Source organism: Janthinobacterium sp. FT14W (assembly GCF_009208755.1).
In the GTDB taxonomy this organism is placed as follows: domain Bacteria; phylum Pseudomonadota; class Gammaproteobacteria; order Burkholderiales; family Burkholderiaceae_D; genus Janthinobacterium; species Janthinobacterium violaceinigrum.
The window spans coordinates 24,007-46,183 of the sequence record NZ_WFLL01000009.1; the positions used below are offsets into that span (position 1 = coordinate 24,007).

Below are 22,177 nucleotides of genomic sequence, written 5' to 3' on the forward strand. Positions count from 1 at the left end.
CCTGCTGGACTGAAGTTCCCCCTTACCAGTGGGGCGCGTAGTTGGGGAATGGCGATGCCATGTGCTCGGGCTCCACGGGCGGCGCCATCCAGTCGCGCGGGTCAACCTTGTAGTACTGCAAGAATTGCGCGTACAGCTCTTCATGGTGCTCAGCCATCTGATACGGCTTTTCAAAGAAAGTTTCCGTGGCCACGGCAAAGAATTCGGCGGGATTCGTAGCGCCGTAATGGTCCATCACACTTTGCTGCTGGTACATGGCGTCATGGCGCAGATTGTCGAAGTCGCGCGACAGCACCGTGGCCCAGCTGCGGTAGCTGGACACGCTGGGCAGGTAGGGCGCGCCATTCGCGGCGCCCGATTCGCTGTCGAGCTGGTGGGCGAATTCATGCAGCACGACATTGTGGCCATCGGTCCAGTCGGCCGCGCCCCGCTGCACGTGGTCCCAGGCCAGCACCACGCGGCCATCGCCCCAGGATTCACCCAGCAAGCCATTTGCCGAGGGCGTCACCACGCCGCCCGGCCCCACTTCATTGCGCGTGACAATGAATTCCGTGGGATACACGAGGATGGTGTCGAGTTCCGGATACACCTGGGTCTGGCGATTGAGCAGCAGCAAGCACGCCTGGCCGGCGATGGTATAGCGCATCTCGTCCGTGATCTCCAGGCCGCCGCAGCCGACAAATTTCTTCTGGTACAGGAATTGCACGACGAGGCGGCGCAATTGCTCCTGCAGCGGGGCCGGCATGCGCTTGTACACGGGGATATTCGTTTCCAGCACGGCCAGGCCTGCGGGCGGCAAGGGCTTGGCCAGGGCACGCTGCAGGCGCCAGCGGGGGAACCACAGCGAAAAGACGATGGCCACCGTGACGAGGGCGATCCACAGCAGCGGGTTCATGCGGCGGCCCGTTTCAAGGCCAGGGGGCAGGAGTACAACAAGGCGGCGTAGGCAGACAAGGACAAGCTCCTTCAAGTGAACCCGCGCGTTGCGGGCAGCAGTCCAGCCCACATGGGGATGCTTGCAGTCTTTTCAATCAGACTACATTCAATCGGCGCATCCCGGACGGTTCGGCGCAACGCCGAAAGCCGGGTCGCAACCCGGCTTTCGACATGCGTCTGACAATACGAACCACAAGCGACGCCCGCCAGCCGCCACGCGGCCGTTCAGGCGCCGTAACTATTACTCGGCAGTTTTTTGCTGCGGCGCACCGAACAGGGCGGCGACCAGCGGATCGCGCGTCACGGGACCGCGGTTGACGCGGATGGCGTAATGCGTGTCATCGGCCAGGATGTGGAAGTGACGGCCGCTGCCTGCCATGCTTTGCTCGCGCAGGCCGGGACGGTCCTTGCGCGGTGGCGCGCCTTCGCGTTTCGGCTGGACGATGGCGGCCAGGAAGGCGCGCACGCGCTCAGGGTCCGGCGTCAGCTGGTACACTGCCTTGCCCAGGTAGGTGGCCGTGCCTTCGATGTAGCGTGCCAGTTCGATCACGCCCGCTTCGCGCAGGTCGCGGATGTATTTGCGGGCACCCGATGGCGAAAACTTGAGGAACCAGGCGATTTCATCGGCCAGCATCTCGTGCAGCGACAATTCGCCGATCAGCTTTTGCATGTTTTCGATGCGACGCAGGGTGGCCGACGTCGAACGCACGCGCTCGATCGGTGCCATGGAAATGGGATTCATGCGTTCCGGGGGGATGGGTGCTGCGCGTTCTACCATTTGCGAGCCTTTTTCGGGGCTACGAAGTTCCTGGTGCGCTGCCTTTAATTCGCTCTTCACGTGAGACTGAGTCATTGCATGCATTTGAATACTCCTTTTAAACGATTGCCGGTAGCCCGGATTGTTAAGTTCTTGGCAATTTTTATACCAGAACGCTACGAATCCTGAGCGTCTGGACACAGAATGCCACCGCGCTCTCCCTTGGTCTGTGCGTTAACGAACATTAGAAGCAAGAAAGTGAAAAATATTTCCTCTATGAATTATTTCTCTTTCATATCTATTTTTTGCCATCGCTACACGGACCGACATTTCTGCGTTCAAGGTGAAATGGCGAACAGAAGCATCGGCATTCGTGCCATAAATTCAAGCTTCACGCGCGGCGCGCGGTCATCCACCGCCCGCGCCGCCCGCACCGCGCTCATCTTGATACTTGCAAAGGAACCATCATGAACCTGCCTGCCCTGCTGGCCGCCGCCGCCCTCCTCACCCTGTCCGCCTGCAAAAAACCGGCCGAGGCGCCGCTGCCCGAAACGGCGCCCAACCCCGCGTCCGTCCCGCAGGCGATGCCGGCCCCCGTCGCGCCGGCCACGCCGGAAGCCGGTCCGGGCAGCACGATTCCGCCGGCGCCCCTGAGTGATCCGGCCACCGCGCCCGCACTGCCGCCCGCCACGGCGCCCAAATAACAGCCGCCCGACGGCGATCGATCAGGCGCCCGCGCGGCGCCGCCCCTACTCCACGGGGGAGTTACGCGTTGCCAGCCTGTTTGCAACGCGTTTTTTTACGTTTGGAGTCGGCCGCGCGCCGAAGGTTCACCCGCATGTTGGTCCGTGTCTTGACGTGCGTGCACGGCGCCAGCGGCCATCGCGCCGGCCGCCAGGAATGCGGCAATCCGCACAACGTTTCCCCTCGTCGTGCGGAAAGGCGGAATATCGCCATTTCCCATTTTCACTAGATTCAAATTAAACCTTTATAAACAATCACTTGCAATAAACGTCAAAATGCGCTCCACTGGCACGGAAGATGCTTTTATATTTTCATAACCGCCGCAGAGCGGCAGCTTCACCCCATATAAAACCATCTACCTTTTGGAGACAACAGCATGGCACGCACCTTCCGCATCTCGTCCTTCCTGAACACCAAGGCCCTGGCCGTCGCCGTCGCCCTGGCCGCGCAATTCCCGCTGGCCGTCCACGCGGCCGATACCGTCCGCCTGGGCAACCTGAAATTCGCCCATTACGGCGCCGTCGCCTACATGAAGGAAATCGCGCCCAAATACGACCTGAAGATCGAAGAGCGCATCTTCGCCAAGGGCCTCGACATCGTGCCAGCCATGATCGCCGGCGAGGTCGACGTGTCCGCCAGCGCGCTGGAAGCGGCCATCACGGGCCGCGCCACGGGCTTGCCCGTGTACCTGGTGGGCGGCTTTGCCAAGGGCGGCGTGCAGATCGTCGGGCGTCCCGACCTGAACATCAAGGGCATCGCTGACCTGAAAGGCAAGAAAGTCGGCGTCACGCGCGGCGGCCCGCAGGAAATCCTGCTGTTTGCCGAACTGACCAAGGCCAAGCTGACCTGGTCCGACAAGCCGGGCAAGGACGTGCAGATCCTGTACATGGGCTACCCGGACCTGAACCAGGCGCTGCTGACCAAGGATATCGACGCCATGAGCCAGTCCGAGCCCTACTCCACGCAAGCGATCCACAAGAAATACGGTTCGGCCATCATCAAGCCCTACGACACGCCGCTGGGCGAGCCCGTGCGCGCCCTCGTGATGACGGAAAAGATGTACAAAGAGAAACCTGCCGTGGCGCAGCGCTTCATGGATTGCTTCGTCGCCGCCACGCGGGCCTTCCTGGCCGATCCGAAACTGGCGGAAAAATACGTGCGCGAATCCATGTTCAAGAACCAGATCACGTCCGAGGATTACCGCGATGCCATCGACAACGCCATCTTCACGGAAGACATCACGCAGAGCCACGTCCAGCTGACCACCGATTACATGGTGAAATTCGGCGTGGGCCGCATGGCCAAGCCGCCTGCCGCACAGGATTGGGTCAAGCTGGACCTGCTGGAAAAAGCCAAGAAGTCCTACGCTCCACGCTAATCTGAAAGTGTCACGATGAATATTCAAATGATGAAACGCTTCGCGCACGGCGCCGCCGTGCCCGTGGCCGTGCTGCTGCTGTGGCAAGCCATGTCCACGTTTGGCTGGATCAACCCGCAAATCCTGCCTTCGCCCGTGGCCGTGCTGGTGAAGTGGTATGAATACCTGGTACCGCTGGAAGCGTACACGCCCGAATCGGGCAACTACCTGGTGTGGCTGTTCTCCGGCGAACTGCCGCATGACGCCTGGGCCAGCCTGTCGCGCGTGCTGGGCGGCTTCGCCATCGGCGCGGGCCTGGCCTTGCCGCTGGGCTTGCTGATGGGCACCAACAAGACCATCTATAAACTCTTCGACCCGCTGGTGCAGGTGCTGCGCCCGATTCCGCCGATCGCCTACATTCCGCTGGCGATTCTGTGGTTCGGCCTGGGCAACCCGCCCGCCTTCTTCCTGATCAGCATCGGTTCCTTCTTCCCCGTGCTGATGAATACCATCGCCGGCGTGCGCCAGGTCGACGGCATCTACATCCGCGCCGCGCGCAACCTGGGCGCCAGCCAGATGACGATGTTCCGCCGCGTCATCCTGCCGGCCGCCACGCCCTACATCCTGGCCGGCGCCCGCATCGGCATGGGCACGGCCTTCATCGTCGTGATCGTGGCGGAAATGATCGCCGTCAACAGCGGCCTGGGTTTCCGCATCCTGGAAGCGCGCGAATATTTCTGGTCTGACAAGATTATCGCCGGCATGTTTACCATCGGCCTGTTCGGCCTGGCCATCGACATGGCCATGAATGCCCTGAATAATCATTTGCTGCAGTGGCACCGCGGCCTGGAACACTGAGAGGAACGGCCATGACCACGATCAATATCAATGCAGTCAATAAAATCTTCACCACGGGCGGCGCCGACGTCATCGCCCTGAAGGATATCAACCTGGAAATCGCCAGCGGCGAATTCATCTGCCTGCTGGGGCCGTCCGGCTGCGGCAAGTCGACCCTGCTCAACGCCATCGCCGGCTTTTCGCAGCCGACGTCGGGCCAGATCCTGGCCGGCGGCAAGCTGATCACCGAACCCGGTCCCGACCGCGGCATGGTATTCCAGGAATACGCGCTGTTCCCGTGGATGACCATCGAGAGCAATATCGCGTTCGGCCTGGAAATCGCCGGCAAGACGCCGGCCGAGATCAGGGAACGGGTCGACATGCTGCTGAGCATGCTGGGCTTGACGGAATTCCGTGCCCGCTACCCGAAAGACTTGTCGGGCGGCATGCGCCAGCGCGTGGCGATTGCCCGCGTGCTGGCCCTCGATTCGCCGATCATGCTGATGGACGAACCGTTCGGCGCGCTGGATGCCTTGACGCGGCGCAACCTGCAAGATGAGCTGCTGAAAATCTGGAAGGTCTTCGGCACCACCATCGTGTTCGTCACGCACTCGATCGAGGAATCGATCTACCTGGCCGACCGCACCATCGTCATGACCTACCGTCCCGGCACCATCAAGCGCGACGTGGCCATCGAACTGCCCCGCCCGCGCGACCCGAGCGACCCGGAGTTCAACCGCCTCAAGCGCATGCTGGGCGAGATGGTGATGGAAGAGCAGCAGCGGCATCACAACGCCGAGACCATGGCAAGTACTGCAGACTAAGTAATGGGGTCAGACCCGCCGGGTCTGACCCCGCATTGCTAAACAGACACACGGAGCACCATGGCATTCGGCAAATGGACCCTGAAACCGGCGCTGCCCCCCCTGCTGGCCGTGGGTTCGCTGGTCGTGCTGACGTGGGCGTCGTATGCCTGGGTCAAGCAGCGCCAGCTCGATGAATTGCACCGCACGCTAGATTCGCGCGCGGAACTGTACGCGGCGTCCATCGGCGGCGCCCTCAACAAATACGAATTCCTGCCCCTGGCCGTGGCCCAGAGCGATGCGGTGGCGCAGCTGCTGGAACAGCCCAGCGCCGACAGAGTCACGCAGATCAACGCCTACCTGGTCGACATGAACCGCCGCGCGGGCGCCTTTGCCGTCTACGTGCTCGACGACAAGGGCACGACCCTGGCGTCCAGCAACTGGCAAGACCGCAGCTCCTACGTGGGCGTCAACTATGGTTTCCGGCCCTACTTCAAGGATGCGATCGCGGGCGGCATCGGCCGCTTCTACGGCATCGGCGCGTCCACGTTCGAGGCCGGCTACTTCATTTCGCAGCCCGTGCAGCGCAAGGGGCGCATCATCGGCATCGTCGCCGCCAAGGTCAACCTGGACTGGATCGAGCAATCGTGGCGCACGCCCGGCGCGGGCGAACAAATCTGGGTCAAGGATGCGAACGGCGTGCTGATCCTGGCGACCACACCCGCCTTCAAGTTCAAGACCCTGGCGCCCCTGTCGCCGGCCGCCAAGAACGATATCAACGCACAGCGCCAGTTCCTGCAGGAAAACCTGCCCATCCTGCCCCACCGCTTGCGGCGCCAGTTTGCCGATGGCGCCAGCGTGATGACACTGGAACGCCCGCAGACGGGCGACACCCCCGCCCTGTCCGGCAGTGCCGACAAGGTGGACTATCTGGCCGTGAACCGCGCACTGGGTCCGCTGCAATGGCAGATCACCGTGCTGGCCGAACTCGACCAGGTTAACGAAGCTGCGCGCAATGCGGCCGTCGCCGCCGCGCTGGGCTGGGCCCTGCTGCTGCTGGCCCTGATGTATGCGCGCCAGCGCCGGCGCCGCATCGCCGACAGGCTCAACGCGCAGCAAACCCTGGCACGCGCCTATGAACAGCTGGAAATCAAGGTCGAGCAGCGCACGGCCGACCTGGTGCACGCGAATGGTCGCCTGCAGGCGGAAGTGGCCGAGCGCGAGCGGGCCGAGCAGACCCTGCGCTACGCCCAGGCGGAACTGGTGCAAAGCGGCAAGCTGGCAGCCATCGGGCAGATGGCGGCCGGCGTCACGCACGAGCTGAACCAGCCGCTGGCCGCCCTGCAGACGTTTTCCGACAATGCCAAGGTCTTCCTGGCGCGCGGACGCATCGACGATGCGCTGGACAATCTGTCCACCATTTCCGACCTCGTCAAGCGCCTCGGCTACGTGACGTCGCAACTGAAAGGCTTTGCGCGGCGCAGCGACGATGCCCGCAAGCCCGTCAGCGTGCGCCAGGCGTTCGCGCAAACCATGCTGCAAATCCGCACGCGCAAGCATTCGCATCGGCTGACCCTGCATGAAAGCTGGCTGGAGGACGACATCATCGTGCTGTGCAACGCCATCGGCCTGGAACAGGTGTTTACCAACCTGATCACCAATGCCATGGATGCCGTGCCGGAAAGCGAGCCCGTGCAGATCTGGTTCCAGGTGCGCCGCGAAGGCAGCCTCGCCGTGCTGCATATCACCGATAATGGCCCCGGCATCCCGCTCGCTTCGCTGGACAAGATCTTCGACCCCTTCTATACCACCAAGGAACACGGGCTGGGCTTGGGATTGTCGATCAGCGCAGGCATACTGCGCGCGGCGGGCAGCGCGCTGGCCGTGCGCAACCGCAGCGCGCAGGAAGGGGGCGGCGCGCAATTTACCATCACCCTGAGCTGCGCGCCCGGGGAAAAGAACACAGAGACAGAGGAAACACCCGATGCACGAGAATAATTTTGAGGGCATGCAAGTGCTGCTGGTGGAAGACGATGCCGTCGTGCGCAAGGGCGCGCGGCAATCGCTGGAACTGGCGGGACTGCAAGTGACGGCCGTCGCCACGGCCGAGGAAGCGCTGCCCTACCTGGTGCCCGAATTTGCCGGCATTTTATTGAGCGATATCAAGCTGCCCGGCATGGATGGCTTGAAACTGCTCGATATCGCCGTAGCGCAGGATGCCAGCCTGCCCGTCATCCTCGTCACGGGCCACGGCGACGTGTCGATGGCCGTGGGCGCCATGCGCCGTGGCGCCTACGATTTCATCGAAAAACCGTTTTCCGCCGACCTGCTGGTGGAAGTGTGCCGCCGCGCGCTCGACAAGCGTCACCTGGTGCTGGAAAACATGAATTTGCGCCGCCAGCTCGAGCAGCGGGTCGGCATCGAGGCGCGCATCGTGGGCCGCAGCGCGGCCATGGCCAAGGTGCGCCAGCTGGTGCTGAACCTGGCGCCCAAGTCGGCCGACATCATCATCCTCGGCGAAACGGGGACGGGAAAAGAGCTGATCGCCCGCTGCCTGCACGACTTCAGCGAGCGGCGCGACCACCCGTTCGTGGCCATCAACTGCGGCGCCCTGCCCGAATCGATTTTTGAGTCGGAACTGTTCGGCCACGAGGAAGGGGCGTTTACGGGCGCGCAGCGCCAGCGCATCGGCAAGATCGAGTACGCGAACGGCGGCACCCTGTTCCTGGACGAAATCGAAAGCATGCCGCTGGCCCTGCAAGTCAAGCTGCTGCGCGTGCTGCAGGAACGGCAGGTGGAGCGGCTCGGTTCCAACAAACTGATTTCCGTCAATTTCCGCGTGATTGCCGCCGCAAAAGAAGACCTCAATGTGCTGGCCGAACAGGGCAAGTTCCGTCCCGACCTGTATTACCGCCTGAACGTGGCCAGCCTGACTCTGCCCGCACTGCGCAACCGGCGCGAGGATATCCCCCTGCTGTTCGAATTCTTCGTGCTGCAGGCAGCCTTGCGCTACGGCCAGCCGGCCGCCCTCGTCAGCGGCGAACTGATCGCCTCGCTGATGGCGCAGCGCTGGGCCGGCAATGTGCGCGAACTGCACAATGTGGCCGACCGCTTCGTGCTGGGCCTGCTCGACGACACCCTGAGCCCGGCCGGCTGCCGCGAGGCGTCCTTGGCCGAACAAGTGGACACCTTCGAGATTTCCATCATCGAGGAAGCCTTGCGCCGCCACAACGGCAACGTCATCGACGCGGCCGCCAGCCTGAATATCCCGAAGAAAACGCTGTACGACAAGCTCAAGCGCTTCGATATCTCGACGGAACAGTTCCGATAAGCTGAGCAAGCAGCCGACACGGCCATGGGGCGGCGTCCTACCCGTGCGGGCGGACTCCTGTGTGACAATGCAAGCTCATCTCAGCGCTCGCACAGGATACCGCCATGAAAACCGCCGCTCTCTTGCTGGCCGCCACCCTGATGACCGTCGGCGGCGCCTGGGTGCAAGCCCAGTCGACGACGAATGTGAACCAGACGGGCAACCACACCAACAATGCCAGGGACCCGGGCCAGCAATCGGACCAGTCCGACAAGCTCGACAACAAAGGCAAGCTGGTGCACGACGCCAAGCCCGGCAAGACGCGCACGGACAAGCGCACGCGGCGCGGCAAGCCCGTGGCCACGCCGGACACCCCGGCCGCCAGCGGGCCCGCCGCCGCGCCGCCAGCGACACCCGTCGCGCCGGCCCGCTAAGCGCTGCATCCAGCGCTGCGCCATATTGCTCCACGGCACGCTATCATCTCGCTTTTCAAGATAGCCAGGATGACAATGAAAGCAGCATGGTGTGGAATGGCGGCAGCCAGCGTATTCGCGGCCGCCGGTGCACAGGCGGCGCCCACGGTGGGCCAGTGCATGGAACTGACGACGGGCATCAAGTTCAGCAAGAACAATGGCGACGCGCAAGTCAACGTCGAGGAAAGCTTCGAGGGCAAGAAACAGAAGGGCACGCAGCTGATCCTCGACGGCGGCGTGCTGCTGGCCACGTCCTACCAGGATATCCGCGACGGCCAGGTCTTCCTGACGGGCGCCATCCATTACAACGAAGACGGCACCGTGCGCAGCAAGAACGTCTATACGCCGCAGTCCGCCATCCCCGCCAACATGCGCCCCGGCCAGGAAGTGCGCGTGCAGTTCACGGACACGCAAATAAGCACCCACTACCCGCTGGCGGGCCTGTCCGACAAGATCACGACCTCCACGCGCACGGACAAGCGCGATTTCTCCATCACCTTCCTGGGCTGGGAACGCCTGGAACTGGGCGGCCGCCGCTTCCCCGACGCCTGCAAGTTCGAACTGCATGACGTCGGCGGAAAAAGCAAGGGCAAGAGCGGCGAATACGTGTGGTACGCGCAAGGCTACGGCGTGATCATGATGGACAAGCTGGACCGGGATGGCGACGTGCAGCCCGCGTACCGCATAGCGCTGACCAACATCATCAGTGCGCCGTAAGACCGCATTCTTTTCCGTAAAGCTTGCGTAAACGCAATTAATTCGCCATCCCGCCCCTCTACACTGACCTTTCTGGTCAGCCTGGAGCGGCGATGGCGTATCCCAAACTTCCCTACACCAGCGGCAAGAGCACCGCCCTGCTGCACTGCGACCGCATGCAGGAAGCCATCGTGCGCATCCGCCCGGAACTGCCGGGCAACATCATCGTCATCCATGGCGTCAACGACGTGGGCACCAGCTTTGGCGCCGTGGAAAAGGGCCTGTGCCAGGGACTCGATGCGCGCATGTACGGCAGCGGCCACGTTTTCACCCCAGCCACCTACCGCCTGCCGCAGGAGGCCGACAAGCGTGAAACCATAGCCGATCCGGACGACGTGTATTTCAAGCGCAAGCCTGATGAGGCGACGTACAGCCCTGTCATTCCGTTTTACTGGGGCTTTCGAGAACGCGGCAACGCCAGCAAAGTGGTCAACGGCCAGAACACTGACCGCTACGGCAACCGCCTGGACAAGGACATGTCGAAGAACGGCGGTCCGTTCGGCAATGCCACCAACACCCTGCCCGACATGTGGAACAAGGGGCTGTTCTCGCCCTACGACGTGGGCGGCGACCCCGTGCGTCCGCTGATGACGGCGCCGGGCCGCATGTACATGGTGCTGGCCGCCAAGCGCCTGGCCGCGCTGATCGCCATGATCCGCGACTACGACAGCAACGACGTGGTGTCCATCGTCGCGCACAGCCAGGGCTGCCTGATCTCGCTGCTGGCGCAAGCCTTCCTGCTCGACGAGGGCAAGCGGCCTGCCGACACGCTGATCCTCACGCATCCGCCCTACAGCCTGGTGGAAGACACGACGATGTTTTTCGGCGCGGCAGAAGCGAGCCGCATCTTTGGCGGCGGCCAGGATGCGGTGATGGAAGGCCAATACGACGCCATCAACAACCGCCAGACTTTCCATGCGCGCTTGCAAACGTTGGTGCAAATCGTCCAGGGCGTGGTCAAAAAAAAACATGCCACACCCGCTTTCGCGCACATCAAGGATCACACGATATGCCATGGCATGGCGGGCGCGGCATGGCGCGCGGAAGCGGACCGCGACAACCGGGGCAAGGTTTACCTGTACTTTTGCCCCGAAGACATGACTGTAGCGCTGGACAATATGCAGGGTATCGGCTGGCAAGGCGTGCCCGATTATCACGATGGCCATGGCCTGTCCAAAACGAAGGGCAAGACGGACAAGGGCATCTGGCGTGACGGCCACACGCAGTGGGACAAGGAGTTCCAGGAGCGCCAGCCCATGAAGGAACTGGGCCCCGGGTTTTACCAGCGTGTTTTCACCAATAAACAACGACTCGATGCAACCGGCAAAAACAGCGGCCCCGTGCTGGTCGGCCTGCCGCCGCACGACTTCGCATTGCGCCTGAAGGGCGAGGACGACCATGCCCACGTGGCCGGCGCCAATCGGGGCCATCGCGGCAATCATGTCGAGGCACAATGGCCCCCCGTCCAACCCGGCAAATGGAATGTTTTTTCCACGGAAGCGAAACGGCGCAAAGGCTTGCGCACAATCAATGGGGAAGCGCTTCGCGCGCCCAGGGCGGCCGTGCTCGATGGCGGCGAGGTCAAACCCGCGCATTTCCCGAAGGACTCCATGCAAGCCAGGCTGCCGCGCAACCATCAAGGACCGTGCGAGGAAGTCGACCCGATCGATGCGGCCATCGCGGTGACCAGCAGGCAAGGCTTGGCGATGCGCAAGCAGGAAATCATCGCCGACCCGCGGCCGCGGCAGCATCGCATCCCCGGGCATGGCGCCGGCATGTTCGGCGCGGGCGAGCGCGAGCAAGTGGAAAAGGCCCTGAACCTGGGCAAGGAAGCGGGCGACCAATGCAAGCTCGACCGCGTCTCGCGCCACCCGGGTGGCGGCGACAGGCTGATTGTCGACCGCGAAGAAACCCCGAACGAGGCGCGCCAGCGCTGGCAGAACGAGGTCAGCCCCAAATCCTTCCATGGCGCCATCATCGGCAACGCGGAAAACCACCGCAACGTGACAGCGTATGACGTGGCCATCGGCGGGGGCAAGGCGAGCAGCGATCCGAGGTTTTATGAATATTTGTGTGCGGTGGCGGATTGGCGTTTAAAAACAAATGACAAAATACCACGTCCATCGATATTGAAGTGGGATACATTTGCGAAAAAATTTGCAGTCTATTTGTCTACAGAGCCGGCGATGCGTAAAGCCATCATCAAGGGCAATGCAGACTACTACAGTTCGGGAGAGCTCCCCGCGTGTGTCCCCGCGTTGCATGCTGGCCTGCCTTCCACCGTCGTGTGTGAAATAGTCAACGGTAGGCGCACTGAGTCGGTCATCACTCCGGTCGTCCATAAATCAAGCGACGATATTCCAAGATGAAAAATTTATTCCCACGCTGGCAGTATTCGTTTGGTGCAGCTGCCATCGTGTTGGCACTGCTACTAATGCTCATTCCATCCCCTTTCTTGCTGGAGTTCACGATGCGCAGCAAAATATGGAAGCACCTGCAATGGTTCTTGCTGATCCCGCCCATCGTGGCAGCCACATTGCTCGGTTCGCGCTGGCTGCACTCGTCCAAACCTGCGGCGGTTGCCACGCCACAAGTGCAGCAGGCGGTACCCAGCGAGCAGGAAAAACGCGAGTATGTACTGGAAGTTATCGGTCTTGGCGTCACCGTGGACAAATATCGGCAGGGAAAACTGTGGGAAGCGCTACAAAAGGGAAACGCCTATGCAAGCATCCGTGAACAAGATCCGAAGAAATATCCTTGGAGTAGCCTGGACAAAGCCGGCATCAGTGGTGGGCGTGCAGGTGACTCGCTGGAAAATGGCGCACTGAACACGCCCATGTATTTTGGTGTACCCATATTTAACGCAGAAGGTCCCATTGCAGATCCTGCGCTGCAAGATACCCCTCACTTTCCCATTATGGGCCTGGCGGGTAGCACCGCCTCCTCCGGCATGCACTGGCATTTGTTTGTAGCGGGGCCACGACGCTTTGATGAACATCCCGAGCATATTCTGGAAGATGTTTTCGCATTTTTTGACGCCCATCCTGACGTGCCATACATCATACTGAACTCACATGATGGCATGGAGTCGCGCGATATCAATCGCCTTCCCAACAGCCCTGAACTGCTCAAGGACGGCTACTACATCCCCGAAATGCCCGACGCCTCCGCCCTGTTCGTGCTGGCCCGACGCGAGCGCATCGACGCCGTGCGGAAGTTTGCGTATGACGATGCGCCGCCCGAGGACAGCGTCGATGACTTGAATACCTACGGCGTGGCGCGGCGCCTGTATCTGGCATATGACGAATTGATGCGGGCCGTGCCCCATCCAGACAAAAAAGAAGACCCAAGGGCCTTTACCCAGCGCCAGCCCTCAATCGCCGAATGGCTGCCCGTCGCCGCGCAATTCGCGCAACGTCCCGATATCCGCGGCACGGGCAGCTTCAGCATGCTCGACAGGCTCCAGCACAAGACCTATCACCCGCCGAAAGAATGGCAGCCCACGCCCTGGTTTCCTGTGCCCTTCAACAAGGAACAATTGGCGCAGCTGGACCGCCTGCCGACCTTCGGCTTCATCCACCGGCCCACGTTCGTCAGGATGACGGATGAACACGGCAAACCGCTCACGCGCCGCGACCAGCGCGAACACGCCCTGCAGGCGGGCTGGCAGCAAGCCTTGCGCAGCTTGCCGGAAAGCGAGCGTGCCACCGCGCCGGCGCGCCTGGTCGCCGCCACGGGCGGCAAGCAGGCGCAGCTGATCGCCTTGCACAAGACTTTGTTGAAACATGCGGAAGATGGCGGCACGGAACTCGACAGCGGCAAGCCGCAGCAATGGATATACATGGACCAGCGCCTGGGCAACACGGGCGCGGCTACGCTGTTCGTGCAGATGGCCATCGGCGTGATGGGCAGCTACCGCGACGGCGGCGCCAGCGCCGTGGTGAACCTGCGCAACCCGGACGAAGCGACCATTGTGCTGATCAGCCCCCCATCGGACGAAAAACGCCGCACGCAACAGCATCCGCATGGCGGCGACGTGCTGCGGCACTACGTCACGCCAGCCATCGACCCGGCGAATTATCCATCGAACTGATTATTTACCCGGTGCGGCAAGCTGCGCCAGCGCATTCCCCCGCACCTGGAACGCCACCTGCGCCACCGTCTTGCCGCCAGCGTCGACGAGGGCCAGCGCGTGCTTGCCCGGTACGGGGCGCCAGCTGATGCTCTCCGCAGCGCCGCCCATGTCCTTGCCGTCGAGCACCCAGCGCAAATCACGGCTGCCCTGGGCCTGGAAAAAGACGCGCTGCAGGGCGGACGGGATGTCGGGGTCGATGGCGAGGATGCTGTCCTCGGCCGGGTAGACGATGGCGGCTGGCTTCACGGTGTCGCCCACGACGGCGATGACGGCGCTTTCCGTGCCGGCGATAAACCATTCGCGGCGCGGCGCTTCCAGCGCGGGCTGGTACGCCACCATCTGCTGCAGCACGCCGGGCGGCGCCTTCGGGGCATGGCTGGGCACGCTCTTGTGCAGGTAATCCATCACGTCGCGCCACACGGGCGCGGCGCCCGTCACGCCCGACACGTCCCACATGGGCTTGCCATCGAAATTGCCCACCCACACGCCCACCGTGTAGCGCTCCGAGTAACCCATGCACCAGTTGTCGCGCATGTCCTTGCTCGTGCCCGTCTTGACGGCGCTCCAGAAATTCGTCCCCAGCTCATTGCGCAAGCCGAAGGTCATGCTACGCGCGGCGCGGTCGGCCAGGATATCGCCCACGATGAAGGCGGCGCCCGGCGCCATCACGCGGCGCTTGTCCTTGCCAGCCTGCCCCGGCTGCAGGCTGGCCGTGCTGTACAGCCCGCCATTGGCCAGCGCACGGTAGGCGTTGGCCAGTTCCAGCAAGCTCACCTCCGACGAGCCCAGCGCCAGCGAGGGGCCGTAGTATTCGGCCGGCTCCGTCAGGCTGGACAGGCCCACTTCCTTGAGGCGGTTGTAAAAACCCTCCTGTCCCGTCAGCAGCACCGTGCGCACGGCGGGAATGTTCAGGGAACTGGCCAGGCTGGTGCGGGCGCTGACGTAGCCCTTGAAGTTGCGGTCGTAGTTTTGCGGCGCATACATGCCGGACGCCGTGGCGACGTCGAGCGGCGTATCGTCCATGACGGAGGCGGCCGTCATCAGGCGGCGCTCGATGGCCAGTTCATATAAAAACGGTTTCAAGGTGGAACCGGCCTGGCGCAGGGCCGCCACGCCGTCCACATGGCTGCCGCCCGCATTGCCCACGTAGGCGAGGACCTCGCCGCTGCGGTTGTCCAGCACGATGATGGCGCCATCGTTGACATTGCGCTCGCGCAAGGACGCCAGTTGCTGGCGCAGATTTTCCTGCGCGAAACGCTGCAAGGGACCATCGAGGGTGCTGGCGACCTGCGCGCCCGGCTGTTTCAGCAGTTGCTGCGCCACTTGCGGCGCGGGTGCCAGCTCCGCGTACAGCGCATTGCGCTGCAGGGCCGTCTGCACGCGCTGGCCGATCAGCTGGCAGCTGCTGTCCAGGCGCCACTCTTTTGCCAGCGCGCAGGCGCGGCGCGTGACGGTGGCCGGCGGCGCGTTGGGCGCCCGCACGAGGCTGGCCAGGATGACGCCGTCCGTCTGGTTCAATCCCGACGGCGCCTTGCCGAACAGGCTGTACGAGGCGGACGCGATGCCTTGCAGCTCGCCGCGGAACGACACGAGGTTCAAATACGCTTCGAAAATCTGCGCCTTGCTCCAGCTGGCCTCGATGGCTTGGGCAGCGCGCATCTGGTCCCACTTCTGGCGCAGGCTGCGTCCGCCCGAGGACGCCTGCAAGTCCGCGTCCAGCTGGCCCGCCAGCTGCATGGTGATGGTCGAGGCGCCCCGGGGCTTTTTCGAAAACAGATTGTCCCAGGCCGCCGTGGCCAGCGCGGACACATCCACGCCGCCATGCTGCATGAAGCGCTGGTCTTCCGCCAGCAGCACGGCTTGCTGCACGGCGGGGGAGATGTCGGCCAGCGGCACCCAGGGCAGGCGGCGCACTTTCATGTCCACGCGCAAGGATTGCAGGGGCGCACCGCTGCGGTCCAGCAACTGCGCTTCCGAACTGCGGTAGGCGGCCTGCACCTGGGCCGGCGTCAGCACCGCTTGCGCGAGCGCAGAGCCGGACAGCATGCAACCCATGACAACAATCAACTTCTTCACTGCCCCACCCTCACATTCGCATTCGGCGACTCGCCAAACATTTCCGGCGAGTACATCGCTTCGATGCGCGTGGCGGGCAGGCTGAAGTCGCCCGCATTGTTCAGGCGCACCGTGTATTCCACGCTCCACGTGCCCTTCGGCACGAAGGCGTAGTAGGCGCGGAAGGCGTCGAAGGCCCGCTCCTCGAACGTGGGCCAGACCCAGCCCGTGGATTTTTCACCGGCCGTCAGCAGCTGCGAATCGCGGCCCAGGCCATTGCCCAGCACCGTGGCGCTGGCGGGAATCGGGTCGTCGACCACCACCCAGCTCATGTCCGCCTGCGCCGACAAGTCCAGCCGCACGCGGTAGACGTCGCCGCGCGACCAGGCGCCCGTCGTTTTCTGTTCCACGGGCGTAATGGTTTTCTTGATCGTGTAGCCGCTGGAAACGGGCGCCTTGAGCGGGATGGCGGCCAGGCTTTGCACGGTGGCCCACGGTTTGCCCGTGCCGCTGTGCGCCAGGCCCAGGGTATCCGTGCCTGTCGGCCACGCTTGCAGCACGGGGCCCACTTTCGCCGCGCCATTCCACACGAGCGCCTGGGTATCGCTGCCCAGTTTGACGGCGCTGGCGCCCGTCACGGGGGTGGACTCGAACTTGGCCGAGAACCTGGCAATGGCCAGGGTGCCCCAGGCGTTGGCCACCGTGGTATCCCAGCGGCCCTTCTTCTGGCGACCCATGCTGCCGCGCACGAGGCGGCCGATGTCGTCCTTCCACGCCGGATTGTCCATCACGGCCAGCAGCAGGCGGTTGGCGTTGACGTCGCCGGACACCATCAGCCACCACCAGTTATCCTTGCGCTCGGTGGAAAAGCCCATGGTCGTGCCCTGGAAGTTCAAACGGCTGCGCAGGATCTGCTGCGCCTCGGCCAGCAGCGCATCGCGGCGCGCCAGGCTCGGCGTGCGTTGCAGCAGCAAGCTCCAGTCGATGACGGCCGAGGTCGGCCACAGGTTCGGGTTGATGCTGATACTCTCCAGGGCATCGGGCAGCACCTTGTTGGAACGCGACAGCGCTTCCAGCGCGGCCAGCTTGCGCACGGCCAGGTCCGTCGTGTCCAGCGCGGAACGGCGCACGATGCGGCCCTGCACGAAGGCCGTCAAGGCTTCTTCCATGCGGTTCTTGGTCTGTTCGGGAATCGCATAGCCCGCCTCTTTCGTTGCCGACAGCACGTAGGCTGTCAGGCTGTCGCTGCCCTGCTCCATGATGGGGAAGTATTTCAGCATGCCATCGCTGTCCAGGTAGGCGGGCAGGCTGGCGGCCAGCTTGTTCCACGCTTCCTGATCTTGCAGGGCGATGGCCTTCGACGTGTTTTGCTCGAAGCAGGTGTACGGATAGGCGGCCATGTACTCGCGCACGCCGGGCAGCTCGCCGCCCAGTCTGGCCACAAAACTCGTCTGCAGGCCGCCCCGGCCCGGCAAGGCGCCGGTCGGCATCTGCACGGACATATTGACGGGCTTGTCGATCTGCTGCAAGGTGGCTTGATACGTGCGCACGGGCGTGGCCTGGCCCACTTTCTGCGTGATTTTCAGTTTATCCGTATGGTTTCCTGCTTTTGCGCCGATCTCCCACACAATCTGTTGCGCGCCGAGCGGCACCTGGTAATCCCAGCCCACTTCGCGCGCCTCGCCCGCCGCCAAGGTCAAACTCTGGCGCGGCAAGGCCTTGCCGGCTGCACTGGCATTGAGTTCCACGCTCAACGATGCGGCCGAGGTGTTACGCACGGTGAATCCCGCGCGCAACTGGTCGCCTTCGCGCACGAGAGTCGGCAAGCCCGACATCAGGATCAAGTCTTGCGAGCTGCGGATATCCGTGCTGCCCGTGCCAAACAATTCCTGGCCCGCGCTGGCGACGGCAACGATGCGGAAACCCGTCAGCGAGTCGTTCAGCGGTACTTGCACCGTGGCTTCGCCCTTGGCGTCGAGCTTGACGGTGCCCTTCCAGAACAGCAGGGTGTCGAACAGTTCGCGGCTGGCGCCCTTGCCGCCGCCACCGCCGGCCGGAAACGCCTTGCGGCCGAAGTGGCGCTTGCCGATCACCTGCATCTGCGCCGTCGCCGTTTCCACCTGCAGGCTGCGCTGCGCCATCATGGTATCGAGCAACTTCCAGCTATCGTTGGGCATCAGTTCCAGCAGCCCCGTGTCGACGGCCGCCAGCGCCACTTCCGCGCCGGCGGGCAAGGCTTTTCCGTCGGCGCGGCGCACGCGCACGGACACCTCCGCCTTGTCGCGCGTTTTATACACTTCCTTGTCGGACACGACCATGACGTTCAGCTCATGCGCCTGCCACCCCACGTTCAGGGGCGCGATGCCCATCTTGTAGGCCGGCTTGCCCAGGTCGACCAGGGCCGTGGGCTGCACGCCGTCGACCCTGCCCCGCACGACAAACACGGACACATACACATTCGGCGCATAGTTCGGTTTGACGGGGATCGTCACCACCGGTTCCCGGCCATTGAGCTGGCGCACATAGGTGTCGAGGATGCCTTCGCGCTCGACCGTGATCAGCGCCGTGCCCGAGCGGAACGGCATGCGCACCTGCAAGCTCGCCTCCTGGCCCGGTTCATAGCGTTTCTTTTCAGGCAAGACGTCGATGCGGTCATTGTCGCTGGCGTTGAACCACCAGTCGCCGCTGCCGGCCACCCAGGTTTCGCGGTTGGCGACGGCCGCATTGCCGGCACCATCCTGCGTGCGGGCGCGCAGGATCAGATTGCCGCTGGCGGGCGCCTTCACGTCGCAAATCAAGAGACCCTTGTTGTCCGTCCTGCCCGAACATGCGGGCCCCAGCTTGACCACTTCGCTGCTGTTTTCATATGCATAGAAGCCGCCGATCAGGCGCCGGCGGTGCGAATAGCTGTTGCGCTGGAAAAAGTCGACGGCGACGGCCGCATTTGCCACGGGCTTGCCATTGGTGCCCAGCACGGCCACCGTGAACTTGAACGCATCCTTGCTCAGGGCCCAGGCGTCGGGCTTGATGCCGATCACATAGTTCGATGGCCACAGCGGCACTCTTGTGGCCACGGAAGCCGTCTCGCCATTCGCATCCTGGAAGGCCATTTCCGCCACCAGGTCGCGCGGCGCGGCCAGCTGCGGCAACTGGTCGATGACGATGCGCGCGCCGCCCGCCTTGTCCAGGGTCAGGCTTTGCGTGCGCGCAGCCGTGGCTCCGGCGCCGGCCGGCATGCCATTGCCTTCGTCCGGCCATGCGCCGTCATCGTCGTCATAGCCCGTGCCCTGCTTGACGAGGCCTTCCTTCACGTCACCGTTGCTGAAGCTGTAATCGGGATAATCGGCAAACGTCACGCTCTTGTCCTGCAGCACCGTGCGCAGCTTGACGGGCGCATTCGTGGCGGCGCCGCCGGCCAGGTAGGTGATCTGCGCATCGAGGGCCAGCTGCCTTGCCTGCACGGCGGGCGCCTTCGGCCCCTGCAGCACGGCTTTCATGGTGGGCACGCGGAACGCTTCAATGCGGAAACTGCCGGAAGGGTGGCCTGCCATGGTCACGCTGTATTCGCCCTGCTTGGCGTCGGCGGGAATCACCCAGTCGCTTTCCGCCGTGCCGCTGGCCGACCAGCGCAGGGGTAATTGATAGTTCTGGTCGCTGCCCTGGTGCGTGATGACGACGGAGGTGGCGCTGCCGGGACCGTTGTTCTTGTCCACCAGGCTCAAGCCCTGCTCCGTGTGCTTGCGGATGAAATGCTTCATGTGCACGGTTTCGCCGGCACGCAGCAAGGTGCGGTCGAATACCGTGGCCAGCAGGGTGTTGTCGGCGCGCGTGTCGTCCGTGGGCAAGTTGAAACGCCAGGCTTCGATGCCGCCCACCCAGTCCGACAGGGTGAACGTCATGTCGCCGCCGCTGCGCGCACTGATGAAATAGCGGCCATTGTTCTTGCAGCTGGAATTGGCCAGCTCGCCGGGAATCTGCGCCACGCCGTCCGCGCCCGTGGCGCCTTGCCACAGCAGCTTGCCGGCGCAGTCGCGCACGGCCACTTGCGCTTTCGCAACGGGGGCGCCCTTGTCCAGCGACGTCACCCACACGAGCGACGATTGCGCGCCATGCTTGAAATGGGCCGCCAGGTTGGTCACCAGCGCGGCCGTGCGGATGTAGGCCGTGGTGGGTTTACCCAGCAACACCTTGCCCAGGATGGGGCTGGCCAGCTCGACCACATAAAAACCCGGCTTCTGCAGCGGGATGCCGATCACTTCAAAGGTTTTCCTGCCATCGGGACGCGGCAGGCTGAGAGGACGCGTGCCGGACGCGTCCGCCAGCACGGATTTGCCCATGTTGCCCGCATACTGGGCGTAGGGCTGCCAGTACTCGCCCCCCTCGCCATTGCCGGCCAGGCGCTGCATCCACTCGATGATGAACTTGTCGTCATTGTCGGGCACGCGCAAGGTGGCGCCCGTGGCAGCGGCTGGCTGCGCGATTTCCTTGCCCGACAGCACGGGCTCGATATTGCGCACGGTGACGGGCAGCAAGCCGTCGCCCTTCGCTTCGATGATGCCGAACGGGGCCGGGAACTTCAGCAGCGGCGGCTGCTCGCCCGTGCGCACCGTCATGGGGAAGCGCGCGCGGTTGAGCAAGGCGCGGCCCGCGTCATCCGTCAGTTTCGGCGGCAGGTTCAGGACCAGGCTGGCTTGTACGGGAAACGGACCGTTGAAGGCGGCGCCGTACAGGAATTCCGCCTTTTCCTCGTCTTTTGAAATCGTCGGCGCATACGTCTTGCCGCCGCCTGTCAGGGTCATGGCGCGCACCAGCGACGCTTTCACGGGCGCGGAAAACTGCACGCGCATGGGCAGGAAGGGAATGCACTGCTCCTTGGGATTGCTGCGTTCGCAGCTGAACCTGGCCGTGAAGTCGGGCCGCGTCTTGTACTGCAGGGTTTGCGCCTTGTCCGTGGCGATGCCGCTGGCGCTGGCGATGCCCTCGCCCCACACGAGCGACACCTTGGCATTGGCGGGGAAGCTGCGCTTGCATTGCAGCACGGTGACGGGCAGCGGCGGCGCGCCCTTGCTGGCCACGGGCATGCCCACTTTCCACACCGTGCCCCGCTTCTTGAAGTACACGGTCAGGTAGCGGTCGAGAAAGCTCTTGCGCAGGGTCAGGACCTGCTCCAGTTCCTTGCCCTTGAACAAGCGCACGGGAATCTTTTCATTGATGCCATCGGCGCGGCAATACGCGTGCGCGGCCACGCTGGCCTCGTTCGGCGCGGCGTCGAGGCCCAGCACGAAGATCTGGTTTTCATCGATATACGGCTGGCCGTCATACGGTACGGCCTCGACGATGGCCGGGCCGCCCGTGGAAAAGCGGTAGGACGCCGCGCCCTGCAGCGGCTGGCCCGCCAGGTCCTTCAGCCCCCCTTTCAAGGTAAAGCTGCAGGCCACGCCGGCCGGCAAGTCCCGCTCGAAATCGAAGTTCCAGTTGCGCTCGTCGGCCCAGCGTCCCGCACCCGCCACCACGGCAGGCTCCGCCTTGCCGCAATCGATGGCGAACGGCGCTGGCAAGCCCATGTCGCCGAACGGCACCATCGGCGTGGCGAACTGGGCCCGCACCTGGCGTACGGCCTTGACCGTGCCGCTGGGCGAAAACAGGGATACGCCGCTGTCGGCCCAGGCCGGCATAGCCAGAGCCGGCGACAGCAGCAAGCCCAGCAGACATAGCGGGCCCAGTCTGCCGGACAGCGGGGAAGAAAAAACACGGGGAAGGTCAAACACGGGTAACTCCTTGATGAAAAGTGGCGGAGCTGGCTGCAGCGCGTAAAAGTTGCCTGGAACAAGCCCGGCAAACCAACAGAACGCGGCAGGAATACAACATCAATGTAATATTAGTTATCAAGCTCATCATTGTTGCTAATATACAGTGGCACGCTGGTAACAAGTCGTTCGATTGCCTCTGCCGCGGCGCCTGGAAATGGCCGTGCTTGTAAAAGTTCCACCTAGCAAATTAGTTTTTTTCAACAC

14 protein-coding genes are annotated in these 22,177 nt (G+C 63.5%); 10 read left to right on the plus strand and 4 right to left on the minus strand.

Going from position 1 to position 22,177, the window contains the following annotated elements; translation table 11 throughout:
• Positions 1–22: 22 nt before the first annotated feature.
• Together GCN74_RS08630 and GCN74_RS08635 are read right to left on the minus strand one after the other, a co-directional pair.
• Positions 23–895 (minus strand): zinc-dependent peptidase, encoded by an 873-nt coding sequence (locus GCN74_RS08630; protein WP_152256286.1) that lies wholly within the window; start codon positions 893–895, stop codon positions 23–25.
• 282 nt (positions 896–1,177) lie between these two features.
• On the minus strand, positions 1,178–1,678 hold the full coding sequence (locus GCN74_RS08635; protein ID WP_226938940.1) for a winged helix-turn-helix domain-containing protein: 501 nt from the start codon (positions 1,676–1,678) through the stop codon (positions 1,178–1,180).
• A 482-nt stretch (positions 1,679–2,160) separates the two neighbouring features.
• Between GCN74_RS08635 and GCN74_RS29525 the strand changes: the two genes are divergently transcribed.
• The 10 genes from GCN74_RS29525 to GCN74_RS08685 all read left to right on the plus strand — a co-directional run bounded on the left by GCN74_RS29525 (position 2,161) and on the right by GCN74_RS08685 (position 14,066).
• Entirely contained in the window at positions 2,161–2,397 is a 237-nt protein-coding gene (locus GCN74_RS29525) for a hypothetical protein (protein ID WP_152256287.1), read from the plus strand.
• A gap of 416 nt (positions 2,398–2,813) precedes the next feature.
• A complete protein-coding gene (locus GCN74_RS08645; protein ID WP_152256288.1) occupies positions 2,814–3,815 on the plus strand; it encodes an ABC transporter substrate-binding protein in 1,002 nt (333 codons plus the stop codon).
• 27 nt (positions 3,816–3,842) lie between these two features.
• Complete coding sequence (locus tag GCN74_RS08650; RefSeq protein WP_405002788.1) at positions 3,843–4,652, plus strand: ABC transporter permease; 810 nt, start codon at positions 3,843–3,845, stop codon at positions 4,650–4,652.
• 11 nt (positions 4,653–4,663) lie between these two features.
• A complete protein-coding gene (locus GCN74_RS08655) occupies positions 4,664–5,455 on the plus strand; it encodes an ABC transporter ATP-binding protein (protein ID WP_152256290.1) in 792 nt (263 codons plus the stop codon).
• Between the two features lie 60 nt (positions 5,456–5,515).
• Positions 5,516–7,432 (plus strand): sensor histidine kinase, encoded by a 1,917-nt coding sequence (locus GCN74_RS08660; protein WP_152256291.1) that lies wholly within the window; start codon positions 5,516–5,518, stop codon positions 7,430–7,432.
• Positions 7,419–8,765, plus strand: coding sequence for a sigma-54-dependent transcriptional regulator (locus tag GCN74_RS08665; RefSeq protein WP_034758888.1), 1,347 nt, complete (start codon positions 7,419–7,421; stop codon positions 8,763–8,765). Before GCN74_RS08660 ends, GCN74_RS08665 begins: the two co-directional genes overlap by 14 nt.
• Positions 8,766–8,869: 104 nt before the next feature.
• Complete coding sequence (locus tag GCN74_RS08670; RefSeq protein WP_152256292.1) at positions 8,870–9,178, plus strand: hypothetical protein; 309 nt, start codon at positions 8,870–8,872, stop codon at positions 9,176–9,178.
• 96 nt (positions 9,179–9,274) lie between these two features.
• A complete protein-coding gene (locus GCN74_RS08675; RefSeq protein WP_152256293.1) occupies positions 9,275–9,934 on the plus strand; it encodes a hypothetical protein in 660 nt (219 codons plus the stop codon).
• A gap of 92 nt (positions 9,935–10,026) precedes the next feature.
• Complete coding sequence (locus GCN74_RS08680) at positions 10,027–12,342, plus strand: DUF3274 domain-containing protein (RefSeq protein WP_152256294.1); 2,316 nt, start codon at positions 10,027–10,029, stop codon at positions 12,340–12,342.
• 101 nt (positions 12,343–12,443) lie between these two features.
• Positions 12,444–14,066 carry a DUF2875 family protein gene (locus tag GCN74_RS08685; RefSeq protein ID WP_193317014.1) on the plus strand — a complete coding sequence of 541 codons (1,623 nt, stop codon included), beginning with the start codon at positions 12,444–12,446 and terminating at the stop codon, positions 14,064–14,066.
• Here GCN74_RS08685 and pbpC read toward each other — a convergent pair whose 3' ends face one another.
• Both pbpC and GCN74_RS08695 read right to left on the minus strand, forming a co-directional pair.
• On the minus strand, positions 14,067–16,163 hold the full coding sequence (gene pbpC, locus GCN74_RS08690) for a penicillin-binding protein 1C (RefSeq protein WP_152256387.1): 2,097 nt from the start codon (positions 16,161–16,163) through the stop codon (positions 14,067–14,069).
• A gap of 17 nt (positions 16,164–16,180) precedes the next feature.
• Positions 16,181–21,931, minus strand: a complete 5,751-nt coding sequence (locus GCN74_RS08695) for an alpha-2-macroglobulin family protein (protein WP_226938941.1) — start codon at positions 21,929–21,931, stop codon at positions 16,181–16,183.
• Positions 21,932–22,177: the final 246 nt, after the last annotated feature.

Bases quoted from the DNA above. Each gene is read 5' to 3' on its own strand.
- GCN74_RS08655 (WP_152256290.1), top strand. From the start codon at position 4,664: ATGACCACGATCAATATCAATGCAGTCAATAAAATCTTCACCACGGGC.
- GCN74_RS08650 (WP_405002788.1), top strand. From the start codon at position 3,843: ATGATGAAACGCTTCGCGCACGGCGCCGCCGTGCCCGTGGCCGTGCTG.
- GCN74_RS08680 (WP_152256294.1), top strand. From the start codon at position 10,027: ATGGCGTATCCCAAACTTCCCTACACCAGCGGCAAGAGCACCGCCCTG.
- GCN74_RS08635 (WP_226938940.1), bottom strand. From the start codon at position 1,678: ATGAATCCCATTTCCATGGCACCGATCGAGCGCGTGCGTTCGACGTCG.
- pbpC (WP_152256387.1), bottom strand. From the start codon at position 16,163: ATGGGTTGCATGCTGTCCGGCTCTGCGCTCGCGCAAGCGGTGCTGACG.
- GCN74_RS08630 (WP_152256286.1), bottom strand. From the start codon at position 895: ATGAACCCGCTGCTGTGGATCGCCCTCGTCACGGTGGCCATCGTCTTT.
- GCN74_RS08645 (WP_152256288.1), top strand. From the start codon at position 2,814: ATGGCACGCACCTTCCGCATCTCGTCCTTCCTGAACACCAAGGCCCTG.
- GCN74_RS08670 (WP_152256292.1), top strand. From the start codon at position 8,870: ATGAAAACCGCCGCTCTCTTGCTGGCCGCCACCCTGATGACCGTCGGC.
- GCN74_RS08665 (WP_034758888.1), top strand. From the start codon at position 7,419: ATGCACGAGAATAATTTTGAGGGCATGCAAGTGCTGCTGGTGGAAGAC.
- GCN74_RS08660 (WP_152256291.1), top strand. From the start codon at position 5,516: ATGGCATTCGGCAAATGGACCCTGAAACCGGCGCTGCCCCCCCTGCTG.
- GCN74_RS08685 (WP_193317014.1), top strand. From the start codon at position 12,444: ATGCGCAGCAAAATATGGAAGCACCTGCAATGGTTCTTGCTGATCCCG.
- GCN74_RS08675 (WP_152256293.1), top strand. From the start codon at position 9,275: ATGGCGGCAGCCAGCGTATTCGCGGCCGCCGGTGCACAGGCGGCGCCC.
- GCN74_RS29525 (WP_152256287.1), top strand. From the start codon at position 2,161: ATGAACCTGCCTGCCCTGCTGGCCGCCGCCGCCCTCCTCACCCTGTCC.